Annotated in this window: 22 protein-coding genes, 1 pseudogene and 1 riboswitch; of the genes and pseudogenes, 13 read left to right on the top strand and 10 right to left on the bottom strand. The window is 41.4% G+C overall.

Going from position 1 to position 20,465, the window contains the following annotated elements:
* Positions 1–45 precede the first annotated feature (45 nt).
* Both ACQKMH_RS23245 and megL read left to right on the top strand, forming a co-directional pair.
* Entirely contained in the window at positions 46–1,182 is a 1,137-nt protein-coding gene (locus ACQKMH_RS23245; RefSeq protein WP_427589729.1) for a DEAD/DEAH box helicase, read from the top strand.
* Between the two features lie 365 nt (positions 1,183–1,547).
* Positions 1,548–2,723 (top strand): methionine gamma-lyase, encoded by a 1,176-nt coding sequence (megL, locus tag ACQKMH_RS23250; RefSeq protein WP_427589730.1) that lies wholly within the window; start codon positions 1,548–1,550, stop codon positions 2,721–2,723.
* On the opposite strand, the gene ACQKMH_RS23255 is transcribed toward megL, so the two are convergent.
* Positions 2,720–3,469: a TspO/MBR family protein gene (locus ACQKMH_RS23255; RefSeq protein WP_427589731.1), complete on the bottom strand. Its 750-nt coding sequence runs from the start codon at positions 3,467–3,469 to the stop codon at positions 2,720–2,722. The two genes, megL and ACQKMH_RS23255, sit on opposite strands and share 4 nt — an antisense overlap.
* 186 nt (positions 3,470–3,655) lie before the next feature.
* Positions 3,656–3,786, top strand: a riboswitch (FMN riboswitch).
* Between the two features lie 148 nt (positions 3,787–3,934).
* Between ACQKMH_RS23255 and ribE the strand changes: the two genes are divergently transcribed.
* The 4 genes and pseudogenes from ribE (at position 3,935) to ACQKMH_RS23275 (ending at position 7,375) form a co-directional block, all read left to right on the top strand.
* The gene (ribE, locus tag ACQKMH_RS23260) at positions 3,935–4,573 is read left to right on the top strand and encodes a riboflavin synthase (protein ID WP_427589732.1); all 639 of its coding nucleotides are present in this window, start codon (positions 3,935–3,937) and stop codon (positions 4,571–4,573) included.
* 18 nt (positions 4,574–4,591) lie between these two features.
* Positions 4,592–5,230, top strand: a pseudogene (ribB, locus tag ACQKMH_RS23265) (3,4-dihydroxy-2-butanone-4-phosphate synthase); the annotation flags it as partial.
* A gap of 80 nt (positions 5,231–5,310) precedes the next feature.
* Positions 5,311–5,781: a 6,7-dimethyl-8-ribityllumazine synthase gene (gene ribH / locus ACQKMH_RS23270; protein ID WP_230160520.1), complete on the top strand. Its 471-nt coding sequence runs from the start codon at positions 5,311–5,313 to the stop codon at positions 5,779–5,781.
* A gap of 427 nt (positions 5,782–6,208) precedes the next feature.
* Complete coding sequence (locus tag ACQKMH_RS23275) at positions 6,209–7,375, top strand: DHH family phosphoesterase (RefSeq protein WP_427589733.1); 1,167 nt, start codon at positions 6,209–6,211, stop codon at positions 7,373–7,375.
* 55 nt (positions 7,376–7,430) lie between these two features.
* Here the strand turns inward: ACQKMH_RS23275 and ACQKMH_RS23280 are convergent, their stop codons facing one another.
* From ACQKMH_RS23280 to mreBH, 5 genes are all read right to left on the bottom strand, one after another.
* The gene (locus tag ACQKMH_RS23280) at positions 7,431–8,297 is read right to left on the bottom strand and encodes a YihY/virulence factor BrkB family protein (protein WP_427589734.1); all 867 of its coding nucleotides are present in this window, start codon (positions 8,295–8,297) and stop codon (positions 7,431–7,433) included.
* A 295-nt stretch (positions 8,298–8,592) separates the two neighbouring features.
* On the bottom strand, positions 8,593–9,819 hold the full coding sequence (locus ACQKMH_RS23285; RefSeq protein WP_427589735.1) for a cation:proton antiporter: 1,227 nt from the start codon (positions 9,817–9,819) through the stop codon (positions 8,593–8,595).
* A 6-nt stretch (positions 9,820–9,825) separates the two neighbouring features.
* The gene (locus ACQKMH_RS23290) at positions 9,826–10,323 is read right to left on the bottom strand and encodes a cation:proton antiporter regulatory subunit (RefSeq protein ID WP_230160512.1); all 498 of its coding nucleotides are present in this window, start codon (positions 10,321–10,323) and stop codon (positions 9,826–9,828) included.
* A 52-nt stretch (positions 10,324–10,375) separates the two neighbouring features.
* A complete protein-coding gene (locus ACQKMH_RS23295) occupies positions 10,376–10,939 on the bottom strand; it encodes a tyrosine-type recombinase/integrase (protein WP_427589736.1) in 564 nt (187 codons plus the stop codon).
* A 254-nt stretch (positions 10,940–11,193) separates the two neighbouring features.
* Positions 11,194–12,201 carry a rod-share determining protein MreBH gene (gene mreBH, locus ACQKMH_RS23300; RefSeq protein ID WP_427589737.1) on the bottom strand — a complete coding sequence of 336 codons (1,008 nt, stop codon included), beginning with the start codon at positions 12,199–12,201 and terminating at the stop codon, positions 11,194–11,196.
* 399 nt (positions 12,202–12,600) lie between these two features.
* On the opposite strand from mreBH, the gene ACQKMH_RS23305 reads away from it, so the two are divergent.
* The 6 genes from ACQKMH_RS23305 (at position 12,601) to map (ending at position 17,437) form a co-directional block, all read left to right on the top strand.
* Entirely contained in the window at positions 12,601–13,698 is a 1,098-nt protein-coding gene (locus tag ACQKMH_RS23305) for an AbrB family transcriptional regulator (RefSeq protein ID WP_427589738.1), read from the top strand.
* Between the two features lie 283 nt (positions 13,699–13,981).
* Complete coding sequence (motA, locus tag ACQKMH_RS23310) at positions 13,982–14,773, top strand: flagellar motor stator protein MotA (protein ID WP_230160504.1); 792 nt, start codon at positions 13,982–13,984, stop codon at positions 14,771–14,773.
* Positions 14,766–15,521: a flagellar motor protein MotB gene (gene motB / locus ACQKMH_RS23315; RefSeq protein ID WP_427589739.1), complete on the top strand. Its 756-nt coding sequence runs from the start codon at positions 14,766–14,768 to the stop codon at positions 15,519–15,521. Before motA ends, motB begins: the two co-directional genes overlap by 8 nt.
* 46 nt (positions 15,522–15,567) lie before the next feature.
* Entirely contained in the window at positions 15,568–15,846 is a 279-nt protein-coding gene (locus ACQKMH_RS23320; RefSeq protein ID WP_427589740.1) for a late competence development ComFB family protein, read from the top strand.
* A 216-nt stretch (positions 15,847–16,062) separates the two neighbouring features.
* Positions 16,063–16,575, top strand: coding sequence for a type 1 glutamine amidotransferase domain-containing protein (locus tag ACQKMH_RS23325; protein ID WP_427589741.1), 513 nt, complete (start codon positions 16,063–16,065; stop codon positions 16,573–16,575).
* Positions 16,576–16,690: 115 nt separating this feature from the next.
* Positions 16,691–17,437: a type I methionyl aminopeptidase gene (gene map / locus ACQKMH_RS23330; RefSeq protein ID WP_427589742.1), complete on the top strand. Its 747-nt coding sequence runs from the start codon at positions 16,691–16,693 to the stop codon at positions 17,435–17,437.
* A 40-nt stretch (positions 17,438–17,477) separates the two neighbouring features.
* Here the strand turns inward: map and ACQKMH_RS23335 are convergent, their stop codons facing one another.
* The 4 genes from ACQKMH_RS23335 to ACQKMH_RS23350 form a co-directional block, all read right to left on the bottom strand.
* Entirely contained in the window at positions 17,478–17,720 is a 243-nt protein-coding gene (locus ACQKMH_RS23335) for a DUF2164 domain-containing protein (protein ID WP_427589743.1), read from the bottom strand.
* Between the two features lie 11 nt (positions 17,721–17,731).
* Positions 17,732–18,250, bottom strand: a complete 519-nt coding sequence (mobB, locus tag ACQKMH_RS23340) for a molybdopterin-guanine dinucleotide biosynthesis protein B (protein WP_427589744.1) — start codon at positions 18,248–18,250, stop codon at positions 17,732–17,734.
* Positions 18,238–19,503 (bottom strand): molybdopterin molybdotransferase MoeA, encoded by a 1,266-nt coding sequence (locus tag ACQKMH_RS23345; protein ID WP_427589745.1) that lies wholly within the window; start codon positions 19,501–19,503, stop codon positions 18,238–18,240. The genes mobB and ACQKMH_RS23345 overlap by 13 nt, the downstream gene beginning before the upstream one ends.
* Positions 19,504–19,605: 102 nt before the next feature.
* Complete coding sequence (locus ACQKMH_RS23350; RefSeq protein WP_053344366.1) at positions 19,606–19,830, bottom strand: DUF1128 domain-containing protein; 225 nt, start codon at positions 19,828–19,830, stop codon at positions 19,606–19,608.
* Positions 19,831–20,061: 231 nt separating this feature from the next.
* Between ACQKMH_RS23350 and ACQKMH_RS23355 the strand changes: the two genes are divergently transcribed.
* Complete coding sequence (locus ACQKMH_RS23355) at positions 20,062–20,463, top strand: YtxH domain-containing protein (RefSeq protein ID WP_427589746.1); 402 nt, start codon at positions 20,062–20,064, stop codon at positions 20,461–20,463.
* Positions 20,464–20,465: the final 2 nt, after the last annotated feature.

Here is a 20,465-nt window from a genome sequence, read left to right on the forward strand (position 1 = left end):
GGTACTATGAAAGATAGGAAAAGTTTTATATTAAAGGAGAACGATATGAGCGAATTACCTGCATTAGTGAACGATAGAAAATCATTTATCCAAGATGTTTGGAAAAAGTCCGGGTTTGGACAACTTACACCGATTCAAACGAAAGCGATTCCCGTGATTGTTGAAGGAAAAGACATCATGGCTGAATCACCGACTGGAACGGGAAAAACATTAGCTTATTTACTGCCATTGCTAGAAAAAATAGATCCTGATAAAAAATCACCACAAGCTTTGATTTTGGCATCATCCCGTGAACTGGTCATGCAAATCAATGAAGAAATTCGTATTTGGTCAGAGGGGAGCGGCATAACAGGTGCAGCATTCATCGGCGGTGCTAATGTAAAAAGGCAGCTGGACAAACTGAAGAAGCATCCACAGGTCATTGCTGGGACGCCAGGACGGATTTACGAATTGATTGCCCAAAAGAAATTGAAGATGCATGAAGTAAAGACGATTGTACTTGATGAAGGCGACCAATTGATTACTCCAGAGCATATGGGTACGATCAATAATATCATCAAAACAACGCTAAAAGATCGACAAATCATGGTGTTTTCAGCGACTCTGCCAGAGGAAACGGAAAAAGCGGCCCGCGGATTCATGAATGAACCGGAAATGATCAAGGTCGATAAGCATGAAAAAATGGAATCAAAAGTGGACCATCTTTACTTTGTTGTAGAGAGACGGGAAAAGTCAAAGATTCTTGAAAAAATCACGAGATTAAAAGATGTCAAAGCCCTTGCCTTCCTGAACGATATTGCAGAGCTAAGCGTCTTACATGAAAAGCTTGGCTATAAAGGGATTGAAATGGGCGTCCTACATGGCGAATCCAATAAAGTCGACCGTGAGAAAGCGCTGCGCAAGCTTCGTTCCGGAAAATCTCCGATGTTGATGGCAACGGATGTAGCGGCACGGGGACTTGATATTAAAGGTCTTACTGCGGTCGTTCATATTGATATGGCTGATAACATCGACCAATATATCCATAGATCTGGAAGAACAGGGCGCGCGGGTGCAGATGGCACCGTTATTTCGATTGTAACGGAAAGAGAAGAGCGCGAGTTGAAAAAAATGGCACGTGAATTGGAGATACCATTAACGAGAGTAACCTTCTATGGTGGAAACATCGTAGACGACGAATAATTGCTTGGAAAAGGGATGGCCGAGGCGGCTGTCTCTTTTTTTATCAATAGGAAAAAGGTTAAGGAAAGACAAGGCATCTAGTATGTGAATATTGTCCCCGAACTCCTCCACTTTACATATAACTGGACGCTTATTTTGCAGCATCCGCTCCACCCGCCATTTTTGGCCGGCTGAACATGATCAGATTCCCAGTTAACCAAAAAAATGAAGTGAAATTGAATGATTCTCCACTGCAACGTACCAATGAACAGGTTCATCCAGCAAGAGGTAGCCGTGATAATAGGCATGATCCGTAAATGAAAACGCTTCCTTTATAGAGTTTTCTGACATAAAATAGAAATAGACACAGGATAGGAGGAGACAATATGGCAGAAAAATATAAACAATTTGAAACGGCAGTCATTCATGGAGGATATGACTCCAAGGAGCACTTAGGAAGCTTGACTACACCCCTATTCCAAACCTCAACTTTCACTTTCGAAACGGCGGAGCAAGGAGAAAGGCGTTTTGCCGGTTTGGAGGATGGCTATATATACTCACGCCTTGGGAATCCAACGGTACAGGTACTTGAAGAAAAGATTGCCGGTTTGGAGGGTGGGGAAGCGGGGCTTGCTTTCGGTTCAGGTATGGCTGCAGTCTCGGCAGTACTTTTTGCTTTAACTAAAACAGATGACCATATCCTTTGTTCGCAGGGACTATACGGCTGTACGTTTGGCCTTCTGCAATTAATGAAAAATAAATATCGCATCGCTCATGATTTCTGTGAAATGGACACAGAGGAACAGGTAAGGAAAATGATGCGGCCGGAAACGACCTGCATTTATGTGGAAACCCCAATCAATCCAACGATGAAAATGATTGATTTACAGATGGTAGTAAGAGTTGCGAAGGAATATAATGTGACGGTCGTAGTCGATAATACATTTTCGACACCATACTTACAAAGACCGCTTGAATATGGCTGTGATATCGTTCTTCATAGCGCTACGAAATATCTTTGCGGGCATGGGGATGTTGTCGCGGGTCTAGTCGTAGGTAAGAAGGATTTTATGAATCAGGTAGCAGGCACGACACAAAAAGATATTGGTGGTATCATTTCACCATTTGATGCCTGGTTACTATTGCGAGGGTTGAAGACCTTACCTGTCAGGATGGATCGGCATTCCGCCAATGCAATGGAGATTTTTCGCGAACTGAAGAAGCATCCAAAGGTGAAAAAGGTATACTATCCTGGGGATGAAGCATCAACGGATCATCATATCATGCAAAAACAAATGAAACATGGCGGCGGCCTTATCTCTTTCGAATTGCATGGCACAAAAAAGGATGCGCAGGAATTTCTCAATAAATTGAAACTAATCAAAATTGCCGTCAGCCTAGGGGATGCCGAAACATTGATTCAACATCCCGCCACAATGACGCACTCGGCCGTCCCTGAAGAATCGCGACAGCAAATGGGCATCAGTGACCAGCTGGTCCGTCTCTCAGTCGGCCTTGAAGCTTGGCAGGATGTTTGGCACGATCTCAAGCAAGCGTTTTAGGCCACCATATTTCCTTTGCAGTTCCTTCTATTCTTAATGAAAATGGTGATGGCTATGATAAAGGTGATAGCAGCCAGGATAAAGGAAATGTCTGAGATTACCGGGTAGGGAGCACCATTTCGTGTCCCGATGCCTATGAACGCCCAAACGAATACGAGAGGATAGCACCAATCCCGGTTTTTACCTGCAAAGACAAAGGCCAGGATTGTTGCTGCAATCAGCAAGACGATCGTCCAAGCTACACTGGAAACCCCAAAGCCATCCCATTCGATATAGGTGAGGTAATAAGCAATGTCAGCGATGGTTGCAACACTTACCCAGCCTGTATAAACGGAAAATGGAAATAGGTCGAAAGTGGTGTGCTCCACTTTTTTAATGCTTGTATAAATGACCATTAAAGTAGTCAACAGAGCAATGATAATGAATACGGATAACAAAAAGTGTTCATAGTGCCAAGCCAAAAGCCAAGCGCCATTGAGTGCACAGCTTAAAGCAAACCAAGGGAATGATGCCTTATAAGCAGGGCTGTTTTGATGTTTACTAAAAAACCGCCTGAATACCCAGATGGCGAGTAAAAAGTAAATGAAGCCCCATATGGAAAATACATAACCGGCAGGAGTGAAAAGTACATCCAGTTTATCGGAAATCTCTCCTGATGTTTGGCCGTTCAGTGGCAGGAAATTGGCTGAAAAATTCATTGTGACGACGAATAGATAGAAAATCAAATTGATGATGGAAATAAGCATGGGCTTTCTCCTTGTATGATTTGTGATTCCGTTTACCTTATTCCACACTTTTTGGAGCACATCAGGGGTGCGTGAAGGTCATTTTTTCATAAAGAGAGGAAGTTCCTGTAACAATTGAACCATTTAAGGTTAGAAATTTTACATCTTCACTTTATGGTGTTAAAATATTCAAAGATTCATATTATTTTAGTCCTTCGGGGTCGGGTGAAAATCCCAACCGGCGGTGATGAAGAAATTCTAAGCCCGCGAGCCTGATAAAGGCAGGATTTGGTGAAATTCCAAAGCCGACAGTAAAGTCTGGATGGGAGAAGGACGTGTGAAACCCAAGTGTATACGTGTGCCTAATTTTTCAAAAATGAAAATATTGGGCTTTTTAGGTATACAATTTTTTTCACTCATTTCTCCTGCTAACTCCTTAGGTCATTCCTAAGGGGTTTTTTATATTTTTATAAAAGGGGGAAAAATATGTTTACAGGAATCATTGAGGATATCGGTAACGTCCATTCCTTAAAAAAAGGAACAAGCAGTATGGAGTTGGCGATTCGTTCTGAGAAAATCCTTGAAGATGTTCATCTCGGGGATAGTATATCAGTTAACGGGGTCTGCTTAACGGTAACATCCTTCACGAAAAGTTTGTTTACGGTGGACGTAATGCCGGAAACGGTCAAAGCTTCCTCGATCCGGACGTTAAAATTGGGATCACCTGTAAATCTCGAACGAGCCATGAGTGCACAGGGAAGGTTTGGCGGTCATTTTGTTTCAGGCCATATTGACGGAACAGGAACAATCATAAAAAAAGAGCGTAAAGAAAATGCCGTCTATTATGTAATCCAATTGGAAGAAGGGCTCAGTAGCTTTTGCATTCCGAAAGGGTCCGTTGCCATTGATGGAACGAGCTTGACGATATTTGGGATCGAAAGAAACCTTTTGACTGTTTCACTGATCCCCTTGACTCATCAGGACACCATATTGGGGCAAAAGGCGGCTGGCGATATCGTTAACATTGAAAACGACATGATAGGGAAATATATTATACATCAAATGAAAAAAGGCGACTCAAAACCAGGGATGAATTTAGAGTTTTTGGCAGAGCACGGATTCTAATAAAAGGGCGGTGTAATGATGTTCCATACAATTGAAGAAGCGATCGAAGATTTGAAAGCTGGCAAGGTAGTAATCGTATCCGATGATGAAGACCGTGAAAATGAAGGGGATTTTGTTGTGTTGGCTGAAAAGGCAACACCGGAAGCGATTAATTTCATGGCGACTCATGGGCGAGGCTTGATTTGTACAACCATTACTGAAGATCTGGCGGGAAAATTGAACCTGCATCCAATGGTAGGAGAAAATACCGACCATCATGGCACTGCGTTTACGGTAAGTGTCGATCATAAAAGCACTTCTACAGGAATCAGTGCTTTTGAACGGTCCTTGACCATTCTTGAACTTCTTAAAGAAGATTCTGTCGCTGAAGATTTTCAAAGACCTGGTCACACTTTTCCGATCGTCGCTAAAGAAGGCGGCGTATTAAGGAGGGCAGGGCATACGGAGGCATCGGTGGATTTGGCAAAGTTATGCGGAGCCGCTCCAGCTGGTGTCATATGTGAGATCATGAATGAAGATGGATCGATGGCACGTGTATCAGATTTAGAAGTCATCGCTGAGAAATTCAACCTGAAATTCATCACGATAGCCGATTTGATTCGTTACCTTAAACAAAGCGATACAAGCGGGAAACAGGAACTTGAACTGAACATCCCGAATGCGTAAGGGATGATTTTTGCGCAATGAAATCTACACATGAAAAAAAGATATTTATTAAAAACTAGGAGGAATTGGACATGGGGAAAATTATTGAAGCACAATTAATCGGATCAGGATTGAAAGTTGGTATCGTTGTAGGAAGATTTAATGAGTTTATCACAAGCAAGCTTTTAGGCGGAGCATTGGACGGACTTAAGCGACATGGTGTGGATGAAAATGATGTTGACATTGCTTGGGTACCGGGTGCTTTTGAACTTCCATTAATTGCGAAGAAACTTGTGAATACAGGCAAATATGATGCAGTGATCGGTCTTGGAACGGTAATCAGGGGTTCCACTACACATTATGATTATGTCTGCAATGAAGCAGCTAAAGGAATGGCTGCCGTTTCTTTGGACACAGGTGTACCAGTTATCTTCGGTTTGTTGACAACTGAGAATATCGAGCAAGCCATCGAACGTGCCGGTACAAAATCTGGTAACAAAGGCTATGAAGCGGCCGTTAGTGCGATTGAAATGGCGAACCTTGGAAAATTGATTGAACAGTAATTTTATACAGGAAATCCGCAGGGAAGAACATCCCTGCGGATTTTTTTGAGTAAACGTTCTTACTGACCATTTATTGTATGTGTTTGATCGATGACTTCTAGCGTGTTTCCTTTAATTTCCTCAAATGACAAATTCGACATCCTCCGACCTTTTCTGTATCAAACTGGCTGCTTCCAAGCTTCGGTTGACCTCCGCAGTGATTTCTTAGGTGATAAATGAAAACATGTATTGAATCACTTGATTCAATATAAAATCTGGTAAATAACGAATTATTAGGAGTTTTTCAAAAAAAAAAAAGAACAAAAGCAGGGAGGAATGGAAGCATGGTAAAATATGCGGATATGATTATGCTACAATTGTAAAGATTGCTATTGAAATTGATATCTTTAGGGAAAAGTAAATTTATTAGTTATTAGGAGGGGTTTGTGTGTACCATCTCTTTACACATAATGATTTAGATGGAGTCGGCTGCGGCATTGTAGCTAAGCTGGCATTTGGAGAAGAAGTAGTGGTAAGTTATAATTCAATCGGTCGCCTTAATCAGAATGTAGGAGCATTTCTTGAGCAGGCAAAAATTGAAGATACATTAATTGTTACCGATCTTTCGGTTGATGAAGATAATGAAAAGATGATTTCGCAGTTTGTGGAAGACGGAGGCAAAGCGCTGTTGATAGACCATCATAAGTCAGCTTTGCATTTGAACGAACATGATTGGGCATCTGTAACAGTCGAGCAGGAAGACGGTAAACAGACAGCAGCGACTTCATTATTCTATCAGTATGCAGTTGAAAATAATCTGCTGGAACCTTCAAGCATCGTAGCTGAATTTGTCGAATTGGTCCGCCAATACGATACATGGGAATGGGAAGTTAATAAAAATGCAACGGCAAAACGGTTAAATGACCTGTTTTTTATGATTCCGATTGAAGAATTCGAAATGAAAATCGCACATAAGCTTTCTACTGCTGAAAGTTTCACTTTTGACGAAGTGGAGCAAACTCTTTTGAATGTAGAAGAAAGTCGAGTAGATCGGTACATAAACAGGAAAAAAAGAGAAGTTTATCAAGCTACCGTCGGTCCACATACAGCTGGTGTGGTCCACGCAGAGTCCTATCATTCAGAACTTGGAAATGAACTATCGAAAGAATTCTCGCATCTGGATTATATTGCCATACTTATGGTCGGAAGTAAAAGAATCAGCTTCCGGACAATCCACGATGACATAGATGTTTCTGAAGTAGCTGGCAAGTACGATGGGGGTGGCCATCAAAAAGCTGCGGGTTGTACCATGTCCGAAAAGGCATATAGCCAATACGTAGAAAAAACCTTCTTTGCTGAACCGCTAAAACGAGATGCTCATAAAAATCAATTGAATGTAAAAGAATCCCCAGAGGGGTGCCTATATTCAACGAGAGAAAAACAGGACATATTCATCTATGAAGATGAAGAGGAAGAATGGATTGTTGAAATCAACGGAAAACAACAGAAAAAAACATTCGATACATTTGGGGAAGCGGAAAAATACATGAAGCGGAAATACGCGGCATGGCTTGCCCATGATGAAAGATATGAAGAGTTTGTCAATAAAGGATGAATAGGAAAGCGGCTGTCCAAATGGGGCAGCCGCTTTCGTATTTATTAATCATGTTTTACCTTTTAAGTGGAACGGGATGTACGATCGTGCGCGATGGTTTTTTTGGTATGGAATTTTGGCGATGAAGTATCGCATTGATTTCTCCGCCTATCACAAAGATCAAACCACTTAAATATAGCCATAGCATCAAGATGATGACGCCCCCCAAACTGCCGTAAGTGGAAGAATAGTTGGTAAAATTACTGACATAGAATGAGAATCCAAGTGATATCCCTAACCAAAGTACAGTTGCGGTCACTGCCCCAGGAATGACATGTTTAATGGGAAAACTTTTATTCGGTGCAAAACGATATAGAAAAGTCAGGACGAGTGAGATGACCACAACGGCGATAACCCACCGTAATAAGCTAAATAAGATTTGCATTTCTTCTGGGATTGATATGACTTGCTGTATTAAATCAATGATGACTTTCCCAAAGACGGGAAGACCTAACATGACGATGAATGCAACAACCAAGCCTAATGTCAATACAATTGAAATGAAACGGGCTTTAATGAAATTCCTTGTTTCTTCAACATCATAAGCGATATTCATGGAATGGATGAATGCATTCATTCCGTTTGATGCGGACCATATGGTGCCAAGGAAACCAAAAGTCAGTAAGCCGCCGTTACGCTCACTCAATATGTTGATGATGTTTTTCTCGATGATATCCATCGTTTCCGCTGGCATGAAGGTTTTGAGCGTATCCAAGGCTGTCTGAATATCAATGTTCAGATAAGGAAGTAGGGACAGCAATAAAATGAGTAAAGGGAATAGTGCGAGTAAATAGTAATACGCTTGTTCTGCTGCCAGCCCCGTTACACGATCTTCCTTTATTTCTTTGATAAGTTTTTTAAAAAATTTTATCGGCTTATTCATCCGGGCATCACTCCTGATCAGTTACTTAGGTTATCTGCTTCTTTTCCCTCTGTTCAGGTAAGCTAATCCTCTAATTTAAAAGATATTGAAAGATACTTCGTAAAGATGCCTGAATTCGCAGGAACACGTAAACTTGTGCTGTTGGTACTTCAAAGCTTATGAATAATATTGCTAATATTAGTACAAAGTATGTTAAATATCTAATGGCACTTTTACAGAAAGACCTTTTATCGGAATCAATGGAGTATTTTAAAAGTAATCGGAAAAAAGGCCAGACAGATATCTGGCCTTTTTTTTATTGAACTTCTTTTTCAGGTTCCTTTTGAACCTTTGGGGGGCTCCATTTGAAGACTTTATTCAGGATATTATAGATGTGTTTGGATTCTTTTGTAAGGATTGGTCCAAGAATCGCTAAGGTCAAAACATAAAGTGCTGCAAACGGGGTTAGTATAGGCATTAAACCGCCAGCAATGCCTAAGTTGGCTAAAATGATGGAGAACTCACCACGTGAAACAATCGTTAATCCGATGTTTGCGGAGGCCCTGTGAGATAAGCCGGATTTGCGTCCTGCAATCATTCCAGCCACAAAGTTACCGATTATAGTGATGATGACCGCTCCCAGAACCATCCAGACAGCTCCACCAAGGGTCGTCGGATCGATACTCAAGCCAAAGCTGAAGAAGAATATGGCTCCGAAGAAGTCTCTAAATGGAATGACAAGCTTCTCGATTCTATCGCTATGTTCCGTTTCAGAAAAGACTAGGCCGAGCAGTAAAGCACCAATGGCTTCCGCTACGTGAATGGTTTCCGAGAAACCTGCGATGAAGAACAGTAAAGCGAACACGACAATGATAAATATTTCATCGGAGGTTATATTGAATAATTTGTTTAGGAACCCAGATGCTTTTCGGGCGATAACAAAAAACACAAGCATATATCCGATCGCGATAAAAGTTGAAAGTAATGTTCCCCAAACGGAACCGGAAGAGCTTAATACCAATCCAGATACGACTGATAAATACACAGCGAGGAAGATATCTTCAAACATGATGATACCAAGGATTAGCTCCGTTTCATTGTTACCGGTCCTTTTAAGGTCAACAAGTACCTTCGCCACAATGGCACTTGAAGAAAAACTGATAATCCCCGTTAAGATCAGTACTTCCTTTAAAGGAAGACCGAGAAGGAAGCCGTACAGCAATGCCAAACCGGCGTTGATTACAATGTAATACGTACCGCCTGTCACGATATTTTTTCCGGACTTCATTAGCTTTTTAACGGAAAATTCAAGGCCTAAGTAGAACAGAAGGAATAAGATACCGACACGGCCGAGGAAAGCGATGATTTCTTCACTTTCAATGAAACGCAGGTCAATAACCCCGAAGGTTGGGGCATGGGGACCAACGAGCATCCCGATGATAATTAATACTGGAACATTAGATATTTTAAATTTACCTGCAACGAGAGCAGCGAATGCTACTAGAAGTAGGGCAGTACCCACTTCAAAGACTAAATGGTCCATATGAGCTTAATCACTCCTTTCGTCGGTCAATAATTCTCTAGTCAGGTTACGGATATCTTTTCTTTCACCGGATATCACGAGTGTATCGCCTGTTTCGATGATGGACTCAGGACCAGGATTGCTCAGTTGTTTTTTTCCTTTTTTCGAATGGGCTATCACGGTTACGTTATAATTGCTCCGGATATCGATCGAACCTATCGTCTGATTGATGGCTTTAGAACCTGGTTCCACTTTGAACCATTCAATCACCAAGTCGCCCAATGACATTTCAATCGTTTCAAGTGCTTGTGGTTTATAAACCATGCCGCCTATTATGGAAGCCAGTTGCCGCGATTCCTGGTCATTAAGGGTGATGCTGGAAATGACATCTTCATGTTCATTATCAAAATGGTACAATTCCCGCCGGCCGTCATCGTGAATGACGATTACTAACTTTTCATCATTTCTAGTTATGATTTCGAACTTTTGGCCAATACCAGGAAGTTCACTTTCTCTAATTTTCACTGGAATTCCTCCTTAAAATGTTGGTTAGAGTTTATTGAAGATAGCAGAATGTTCATAAGTTAACGTCAATATTCGTATTGAATTTCTTTTCCTTTGATATGCCGATGTATTTTAGTGTCTCCGATGGACTTGAATGATGGTAATGCTTCTGTATCAAAGCTAGTGACACTCCTTGTTTATAGGCATGGTAGCCAAAAGTTTTGCGCATCGAACTTGCTCCGAATTTACCTGACAGGCCTGCACCTTCCACAGCATCATGGATGATTCGGTGTGCCTGTTGGCGTGTGATCGGCTTTTTTGTCTTAGGGGAAAGAAATAAAAATTGACCTTCGATAACCTTCGAGCCTTTAAGGTATTCTTGTAAGGCGGTACGGACTTTCAGGTTCAAATAAATTTGGTTGACCTCGTCATTTTCCATCCGTTGCTCATAAAACTCCTTGATTTTTCCTGATTCATCGAGAACGTCGGCGACGGTGATTTCCAGCATTTCATTTATCTTCATACCGGTATTGATGCCGATTACAAACAATAAATAATCCCGACTGGAGTGAGCTCGTAAGTATGTCTTCATTTTGCTGATTTGATTGATGTCCTTAAAGGCTTCTACATATTCCATAGATCTTCTCCTCTTACCAATGTAACATAATTATATTATATCATACTTTATGTAACATTGCATGCGTTAAGACCTGATATGTTAATCCTTCTCCAAATGCAATGCATGCTGTTGAATGTAAAAAAACCTCTTCCTTATTCTCTACTCAAATCAATTAAAATATATCAGGGAAGTCATATATCTCTATAAGGCGGAGAAAAATATGATTTTTACCCGAAAAAAAAGGAATCCCAAGTAGGGATTCCTTCATCTTTTTAGTATACGGCTTTTTGTAATTTGTGAATGACTTCAAGTGAAAGTCCGGTTCCGATGGCCACTGATTCAAGCGGATTATCTGCAAGTCGGACGGGTACGACAATTTCATTCGTCAGCCATTCTTGGATTCCGTTGAGAAGTGCGCCCCCTCCGGATAAGATGACGCCTTGATCGACGATGTCCCCGCTTAATTCAGGAGGACAATCTTCCAAAGTGGCCCTGATTGCTTCCAATATATGAAGAAGCGATTCCTGGATGGCTTCCTGAACATCAGCGGATGAAATTGTAATCGGCTTTGGAAGACCCGTTACAAGATCACGGCCCCTGACTTCCATGGTGATCACAGAATGTTCAACGAGTGCATAGCCGATTTCTTTTTTTATTTCCTCGGCTGTTCTTTCCCCGATCAACACATTATGTTTTTTTCTGACATATTGGCTGATATCTTCATCCAATTGATCTCCGCCAATTCTGATTGAATTGCAAGAAACGACACCGCCGTATGAGATGATTGCCACCTCAGTCGTGCCGCCACCAATATCGACGATGACATTAGCGATGGGCTCTTCGACAGGCAGGCCTGCGCCGATTGCTGCCGCTACCGGTTCCTCAATGAGGTGGACCTGTTTGGCTCCGCAGCTTTTGACTGCATCCTGAATGGCCCTTCTCTCCACTGATGTGGAACCTGATGGTGTACAGACCACGACACTTGGCTTTCGGATCGATAAGCCTAGGGCCTTACTTGCTTTTTTCATGATTTCCCGAAGCATTTGCGCGGTTACATCAAAATCCGCAATGACACCGTCCTTAAGTGGACGGATTGCAACGATATTTGCAGGTGTTTTTCCAATCATGTTTTTTGCATCCACACCGACTGCCAATACTTTATTAGTCTCTATATCAATGGCCACCACCGATGGCTCATTAAATACGATTCCTTTATTTTTACTGTAAACTAGCGTATTTGCAGTTCCTAAATCAATGCCTATTTCTGTATTTGATAACATTTAGTCACCCCTCCATAAGAGTTTGACCCCTATATAATCATTCTACCTTTTATAATGAATTTGTGGGGGTGGGAAATCTAGTAAATAGTGGAAGTTTCATATTGTTCTCTTTTTTTATAGCAAAACATGATGAAATATAAAAATGCGCTCTCGATGGCAAGGGCGTCAAGAACGGCAAATGTCCAATTGTAACCAAACCATCCTGACATCGGAATGGCGTGGGGCGCTAACGTATTGCCTTTAGTAAAACGTAAGCTTGCTGAAGCAAAAATATTGGCCCAGCATATGTGTAGGAGCAAGCTTGGATACAAAACCTTGCTGAATGCCGGCCGTTAAAAGCCCTTATTTTATGTTAAGATATAGATGAATAATTCACATAGATAAAGAAGGTAATTTGTGGTGAGTACATATTTAAGTGAGAGTAAGAGTTTTAGAGTCGTATTTACAGCTTTTCTAGCTTTCCTAGGCGGATATGCGTTTGATTGCCTTGGAATATACTTACCATGGATGCTCGGACCATTATTCGTGGTGATGATTGCGAAAGTGAAATTAGGGAAGTATATGTTTTGGTCTAAAACCTTTAGAAGCACCGGATTGGTCATCCTTGGTTTACAACTGGGCAGTTCATTCACGAAACAATCGTTAAATGAGATGATTGAATATTTACCGGTTATGCTTTTTACGACTATCGCAATCATTTTATTTACGGTGTTGACTGGCTGGTTCATTGGGAAAAGAATGAATCTATCTTTCAGCACTTCCATGCTTGGCAGTTTTCCGGGAGGTCTTTCCCAGATGGTGGTTTTAAGTGAGGAAATGAAGGAAAGTGATGAAACGGTTGTAGGTTTCATGCAAACACTTCGGATCATCCTGGTAATATCCATTGTTCCTTGGCTCGTGATCCATGTCATGTCAGTCGAATCAGGTGCAGCTGTAGCCATAACGGAGCGGCCGTTTTTCTTATTTGAGTATGATGCGAAATCAGCCCTCATGATGTTGGCAATCTTGCTATTATTCATCTTCATCACAAAGAAGGTGAACTTCCCGCTGCCTTTTTTATTAGGTCCCCTCATGGCGGCAGCTCTATTTAATTTAGGAGGCCCGGGTGCCCCGCAAATTCCTGGCTTTTGGTTGAACTTGTCACAACTATTGATTGGCGCTCATTTAGGCTACACACTAAAGATTGATAACCCCCGGCTTTTCAGAAAGATGTTCGGAGCGGTATTCGTCAGTAATGTTCTGTTAATCGGATTTTGCTATTATCTGGCGATACAGTTTGCGCCCCTCTTATCTTTACAGGCAAACGAACTGTTTTTGAGCATGGCGCCAGGCGGCGTGGCGGAAATGGCAGTCACAGCCATGTCTGTTCATGTAGATTTATCCGTGGTCACAAGCTTTCATTTATTCAGGATATTATTCATTTTATTTTTTCTATCGCCCATCATCAAATGGCTGGATGGAAGAAGTCAGGGAAAACAAGAACAAGGACAAAGCTGACATGCTTTGTCCTTGTTTCAATATGGAAAAAGTCACAACAAAAAAATAACCATCAAAAGCTGATCGAAAGTCACTAACGGAATGGCATGAAAATTGATTCACGAGGGAAATATTATTGGACTTGTTGAAAAATACTGCTGAATCGAATCTTTGCAAGGAGTAAAGTAGGTAGATTTTGTAATCGTTTAATGAAATTTAAAATGGAAGTAAAAAAATCCTCATTTTTTCCAAACTTCATCCGATATAAGGAGAAGACGAGACTTTAAATGAATGGGTGAGTACTATGGATATAACATCAGTTTTGGGCGTAGTTCTTGGCATTGTGGCCATCTTGGTCGGAATGGTGTTGAAAGGCGTTAGTGTAACGGCGTTGATTAACCCGGCGGCTATTTTGATCATTATTGTAGGTACGATAGCTGCTGTCGTAACGGCTTTCCCTTTGTCAGAATTAAAAAGACTGCCAAAAATATTCAAGATTTTATTCTTGGAACAAAAATTGACAAAGCCTGAAGAATTAATAAAAACTTTTTCGGAATGGGCGGTCATTGCCAGGAAAGAAGGCTTACTGGCATTGGAAAGCATTTCCGATCAAGTGGATAATACCTTTTTGAAAAATGGCTTGAATCTTGCAGTCGAAGGTCAGAGTGCAGATTATATTCGTGATATTTTAGCAGAGGAAATAGACGCGATGGAAGAACGTCATTTAAGCGCGGCTGCGATATTCAGTCAAGCCGGAACATATGCACCGACACTTGGAGTATTGGGTGCGGTCATCGGGCTGATCGCAGCATTAGGCAATATGGCAGATACGGAGGCATTGGGACATGCCATTTCTGCCGCGTTCGTTGCAACCTTGATGGGGATTTACACGGGGTATGTGTTATGGCATCCATTTGCTAATAAACTAAAACGGAAATCGCAGCAGGAAGTCCGGATCAAAGAAATGATGATAGAAGGGATTTTATCCATCATTGAAGGGGAAGCACCAAGAACGATTGAACAGAAACTAACCTCTTATTTGCCTGCTGGCGATCGTAAAAAGTGGTTAGAAGGTGATGTGAGAGAAGATGGCTAGGCGGAAAAAGAAACAAAGGCATGAAGAGCATATCGATGAATCATGGCTGGTTCCCTATGCAGATATCTTAACCTTGCTTCTTGCGCTTTTCATCGTATTATTCGCTTCAAGTTCGGTTGATGCAGTCAGGTTCCAACAGTTGTCGAATGTATTTAACCAGGTTTTTACGAGCGGAACGGGATTTATGGATTTCCCAAGTGATTCCCCCAGCAATGAGCCGACATCACCAGAACAAAAAGCAGGGGCAGAAGATCTCGAGAAGTTAGGGAAAAACGAGCAAGAAGAGCTTGCAGAAGTTCAGGAGCGTGTAAATGCCTATATCAAAAAGAATGATTTAACGGATAAATTGGGAACGAACCTAACGGATGAAGGTATGTTGATTTCAATTCGGGAAAATGTGCTGTTTGAATCGGGTGTGGCGGAGGTTAGAAGAGAAAACAAAAAGATCGCTAAGGAAATTTCAGCTTTACTGGTTATGGACTTACCCCGAAACATTATTGTAAGCGGACATACAGATAATGTTCCTATTAAGACTCACCAGTACGAATCCAATTGGGATCTGAGCGTGATGCGATCCGTGAATTTCATGAAACTTCTCCTCGAAAATAAAGAGTTGGATCCTGAAATGTTCAGCGCTAAGGGGCATGGGGAATTCAAGCCGGTTGCTTCTAATGATACGAAAAAAGGAAGAGCAAAAAACCGAAGAGTTGAAATCCTGATTGTTCCACGGACAGCAATAAATGAGTGAAAACCTGTCTGGAAGGGACGGGTTTTTGGTTTTTGAAGGAGCCTATATGAAAAGAGAATATACCAATGTGATGGAAGAGATCGTTGTGACATGGGTTCAGGTTCTAATGACAGGTGTAGAATATCAAACTTTTTGTTCGTGCAGCAAATGTAAAAATGACATCATCACATTATCTTTGAATAACCTGCCTAATTACTATGTAACCACGGAAGAAGGGCGTAAGCGGGTGTTTGAAAGTTTAAATACGGAAGAAAACCGGAGATGGATCAACAAGAGAATCATCAATACCATACACGTTGTAGGGCAGTATCCTAAACATGGATAACATGGAAAAAGATAAGAGTAAGCAGCCCCTTATCTTTTTTTTGATTTTTTCCAGGAAGATATCCATGATTGGGAATAGAAGTGAGATTTAACGTGTAAACGAAGGGGATAATATGGAAGCATTATTATTTCTGTGTTTTATTTAGTATGCAGAAGGGAACATAACTAGAGTACAAAGTAAGTTCATTCGATCTAAAATTGAGGAGATGAATTTTTTATGAGTAAAATCGCATGTGTAGTAACGAATATGTTTGAGGACTCGGAGTACAGTGAACCGGCAAAGGCATTTGAAGAAGCCGGACATACGGTAACGACGATTGAAATGGAAAAAGGGAAAACGGTTAAAGGGAAACAAGGGGAAGTGGAAGTCAAGATTGATGAAAGCATCGATTCAGTGAAACCAGAGGATTTCGATGCATTATTCATCCCTGGCGGTTTCTCGCCTGACCAATTACGTGCAGACGAACGCTTCGTAACGTTCGCCAAGTCATTCATGGATGATAGAAAACCTGTATTCGCGATCTGTCATGGGCCGCAGTTACTGATTACGGCAAAAACACTTGAAGGACGTCATGCAACAGGATATACATCCATTAAAGTGGACATGGAGTATGCGGGTGCCACATATTTGGACAAAGAGGTTGTAGTTTGCGGCAATCAACTTGTAACAAGCAGGACACCAGAAGATTTACCGGCATTTAATCGGGAATCGCTTAACTTATTGAAATAATAAAGAATCCCGGCAGATGCCGGGATTTTTTATTTAATAAGATGTAAAGGATTCATATACTTCCTGCTTTGCAGTAAAATATAAGGAGAGACGAATAAAAAAGGAAGTGTCACGATTGATCGTATTAAAATCTGCACGTGAAATTCAAGCGATGCATGAATCAGGTAAAATTTTGGCAGCTTGTCATAGGGAGATTGCAAAAATGATTGTTCCCGGTGTGACAACATGGGAAATAGAAGAATTTGTCGAAGGATTCTTAAAAAAACATGGGGCAAAGCCGGAACAAAAGGGGTACAAAGGGTATGAATATGCGACATGTGCAAGCATAAACGAAGAAATCTGCCATGGTTTCCCTCGAAAAACACCTTTGAAAAATGGAGATATCGTAACGATTGATATGGTCGTCAATTATAACGGAGCTCTAGCCGACTCGGCCTGGACGTATACGGTCGGTAAGGTTTCAAAGGAAACGGAACATTTAGTGCATGTGACGAAGGAATCTTTATATAAGGCGATTGAAGTGTGTGTGGAAGGCAAGCGGATTGGTGATATTGGTCATGCCATTCAAACATATGTCGAAGCGGAAGGCTTCTCGGTCGTTCGTGATTTCATCGGACACGGCATAGGTAATGTCATTCATGAAGAGCCGCAGGTTCCGCATTATGGGCTGCCGAATAAAGGGCCGCGTCTTAAAGAGGGTATGGTATTCACGATCGAACCCATGGTCAACGTAGGAACATATAAAGCCAGCAGGGATGCAAATGGATGGACGGCATCCACAGCAGACGGGAAATATTCGGCACAATATGAGCACACGATTGCCATAACAAAGAACGGTCCGCTTATTCTGACCGAACAATGAATGGAAAAAACAGCATCAAGTATGATGCTGTTTTTTCGTCTTAATCAATCGGTCGTTCCAATGAATATAAATCTTCTTCGATGTTCCCTAATCTGTCGTCCATCACTCTTTTAGCATCTTTTATACCTTCGTTATAAATAAAGGGAGCAATGTTTTCGAAAATGAACTGCAAGTGATTTTCAGCAGCGATTTCTCCGATTTCCTTTCCGTGTTCCTGATACACATACTCTTGGATACGTTCGATCATCTTGCGTCGTTTTTCTAAGGAAAATTGAATGAACATTGTGTCCTCCTTCAAATTTGTTCTAAAAACCATAAAAAGAATTGATCAGAATTCAAAGGAAAGACGGGTACTAGGGCATGATTCCTGGTTCGTTCCAGACATTCTGGCCAAGCCACCGCAGCTTTGACATTCGTAAGCCGTACCAATAAGACGAGGTCACTTTCTTCTTTGATTAAAATGATCTTAGGAAAATCCTCTTGCTTATAGCCTTCTACTAAAATCACATCGGGAGAAAAAAGCCCCAATAATTGAATTAGCTCAGTAATAGGGGCTCCAGCCTTGAAATGGCCGAGCAACTCTATTGTTCCATCTCCTTCAACAAGTGAAGCGGCCGCCCCAGCCTGAAAGTGTTTTTTGGAATCCTTCATACCTATGATATCTGGTTTTCCACCATGTCCATGGTGCTTTAAAACGGCTGTCTCTAGTTTTACTGCGCGAAGCTTTTCGATTATATTCGTTATGAATGTCGTTTTTCCTCTATTTTGATAGCCAACCACCTGAAAAATAAAGGGCTTCTTCACCAAGGCCATTTGCATCCTTCTTGGTCATCAAGAAGCAGGATGTCCACGTTATCTTCCTTTTGGAAACCACGGGTCCCCCCAGGTAAGACGGTTAGTGAATTGGCACCTGCCAAGCTTGTTGTAATATTGGATTTATCCACACCGCTAGGAACTACCTTCAACTGGCCGGATTCGTAAAATAACCGGGTCCGCAGCAAACGTGTGAATGGATTGGGCTTTAAGAAGTCCTCTGCCAATTGTGCCTTCTCTTTTCGTAAATGCGGTTTTTCAGAAAACAGCATATTTCTGATGATCGGTCTTGCAAATAGTTCAAAGCCGACATAGCTGGCGGATGGATTACCGGATAAACCGAATAAAAATTTATTATTATATACGGCTACAGTCGTCACGCTTCCCGGTCGCATGGCCACTTTATTGAATAAGACATCGGCCCCAAGTTTTTGATAAATATCAGGGAGGAGGTCAAAATCACCGACGGATACGCCGCCTGTTGTAATGAGCAGATCGACTTCCTCCAAGGCAGTTGAAATGGCTTCGTAGCTTAATTCAAACTCGTCCTTAAGCTTTCCATAATAACGGACTTCTCCTCCAGCCCTTCGAATTTGAGCGGATATGGCATGCGAATTGCTGTTGCGGATTTTCCCGGGCTGCAATGGTTCATTAACATCAAGAAGTTCCGAACCCGTAGCGAATAATCCGATGACAGGCTTTCTGGCAACTGGAACTTCAGCATAACCGAATGTTGCCAGCAAGCCGATGATCCCTGGATTGATCGCCGTGCCTTTTTTTACGAGAATATCTCCTTTCTTTGCGTCCTCACCTTGAAAAGAAACGTTTTCCCCTTCCTTAAGGGAGCGTTTAAATGATATGTATTTTCTTCCGTCCTTTTCAAACTCTTTTGTGAGCTCGAGCATGATTACGGCATCACATTCAGCTGGCATCTGAGCGCCAGTCATAATTCTTGCAACTTGGTTTTGTTGTACGGGAATAGTTGATACCATACCCGCGGCAAGCTCTTCAACCACTTCGAATTCAAGTGGATTATTTATGGACCCTTCAACGGTATCCTTGGATCTTAGGGCGAATCCATCATATGGCGATCGGTTAAAATGCGGAACATCATTTGTAGCTGTTATATCCTGAGCCAAAAAACGATCTTGGCTTTCTTCAAGGGGAATCAACTCCACATGTCCTTCTAGTTGATGTTTCATCACTTTTTCCACTGCTTCTGAGATACTGATGGGTTTTCTTCTTTCCACCATGCGAACAACTCCCGTCTGTTTTCAACAATAATCTATATAACAAATGTAGCAGAATTTATAAAAAAATGAAAAAATCCTCACCAATATGTGAGGACCTGATTGTTACTTATTACGGAGTCTTCCAAGTTCTTCAGCGATAGCTTCCATTTCACGGACACTGAAATTCGTTTTTTTCATCACCATTTTATAAATATCATGCAGTTCTTCGTACATTTCGATATCAAAATGGGTGGATTTGATTGCACCGAAGTTCATCACTTTTAACTTATCCTTAATTGCTTCGACCATAAACTCGACACTTTCGGCAGTGTTTTGTGTTAAATCCATTTCACTCATCCTTTCATACGTTTCTAAATTATTTTCATCTTTGCATGATTACCCTTAGAAGTCAATGAATATTCAAGTAGTAAACGAAGCATAAGCTCCAATTCACAAGGGTGTCTCCACGTTTTAAAGTGAGAGAGATTGGGAAAAGATAGGAAAAAACTTTTTAATACATTGTATAATGGAGATAGCTACCATTATCCATCAACCAATATATGACGAGGAGGAGAATATATGAGCAACATTCGAGAAGAATATAATTGTGGCAAGAAAAGTAAATTTATGCAAGCAGTCTTATTAGGGGCGTTAGCAGGGGCTGCAGTAAGCCTTTTTGATAAGAACACGCGTGAGTCTGTATTGGAAAACAGCAAAGGTTGCATGAGTAATATGAAGGAATTCGTAAAGAATCCCAATAGGGTACTTTCACAAGTACGTGAAACATCATCAAAAGTCCGTTCCACTGTTGAAAAAATTTCCGATGATGTATCCTTCATTTCCCAAAAGGTGGAGGAGATGAAAGATATTCCTTCGCAAGTTGCTCAAGTGGTGATGGAGACGAAGGAAGTCTTTGCTTCAGAGGATCAGGAAGAATCGTCTTCAAGTGATGATCAGAAAGAACGTGTTTCCTTAAATTAGAA

This window comes from Peribacillus sp. NPDC097895 (genome assembly GCF_050277555.1).
In the GTDB taxonomy this organism is placed as follows: Bacteria; Bacillota; Bacilli; order Bacillales; family DSM-1321; genus Peribacillus.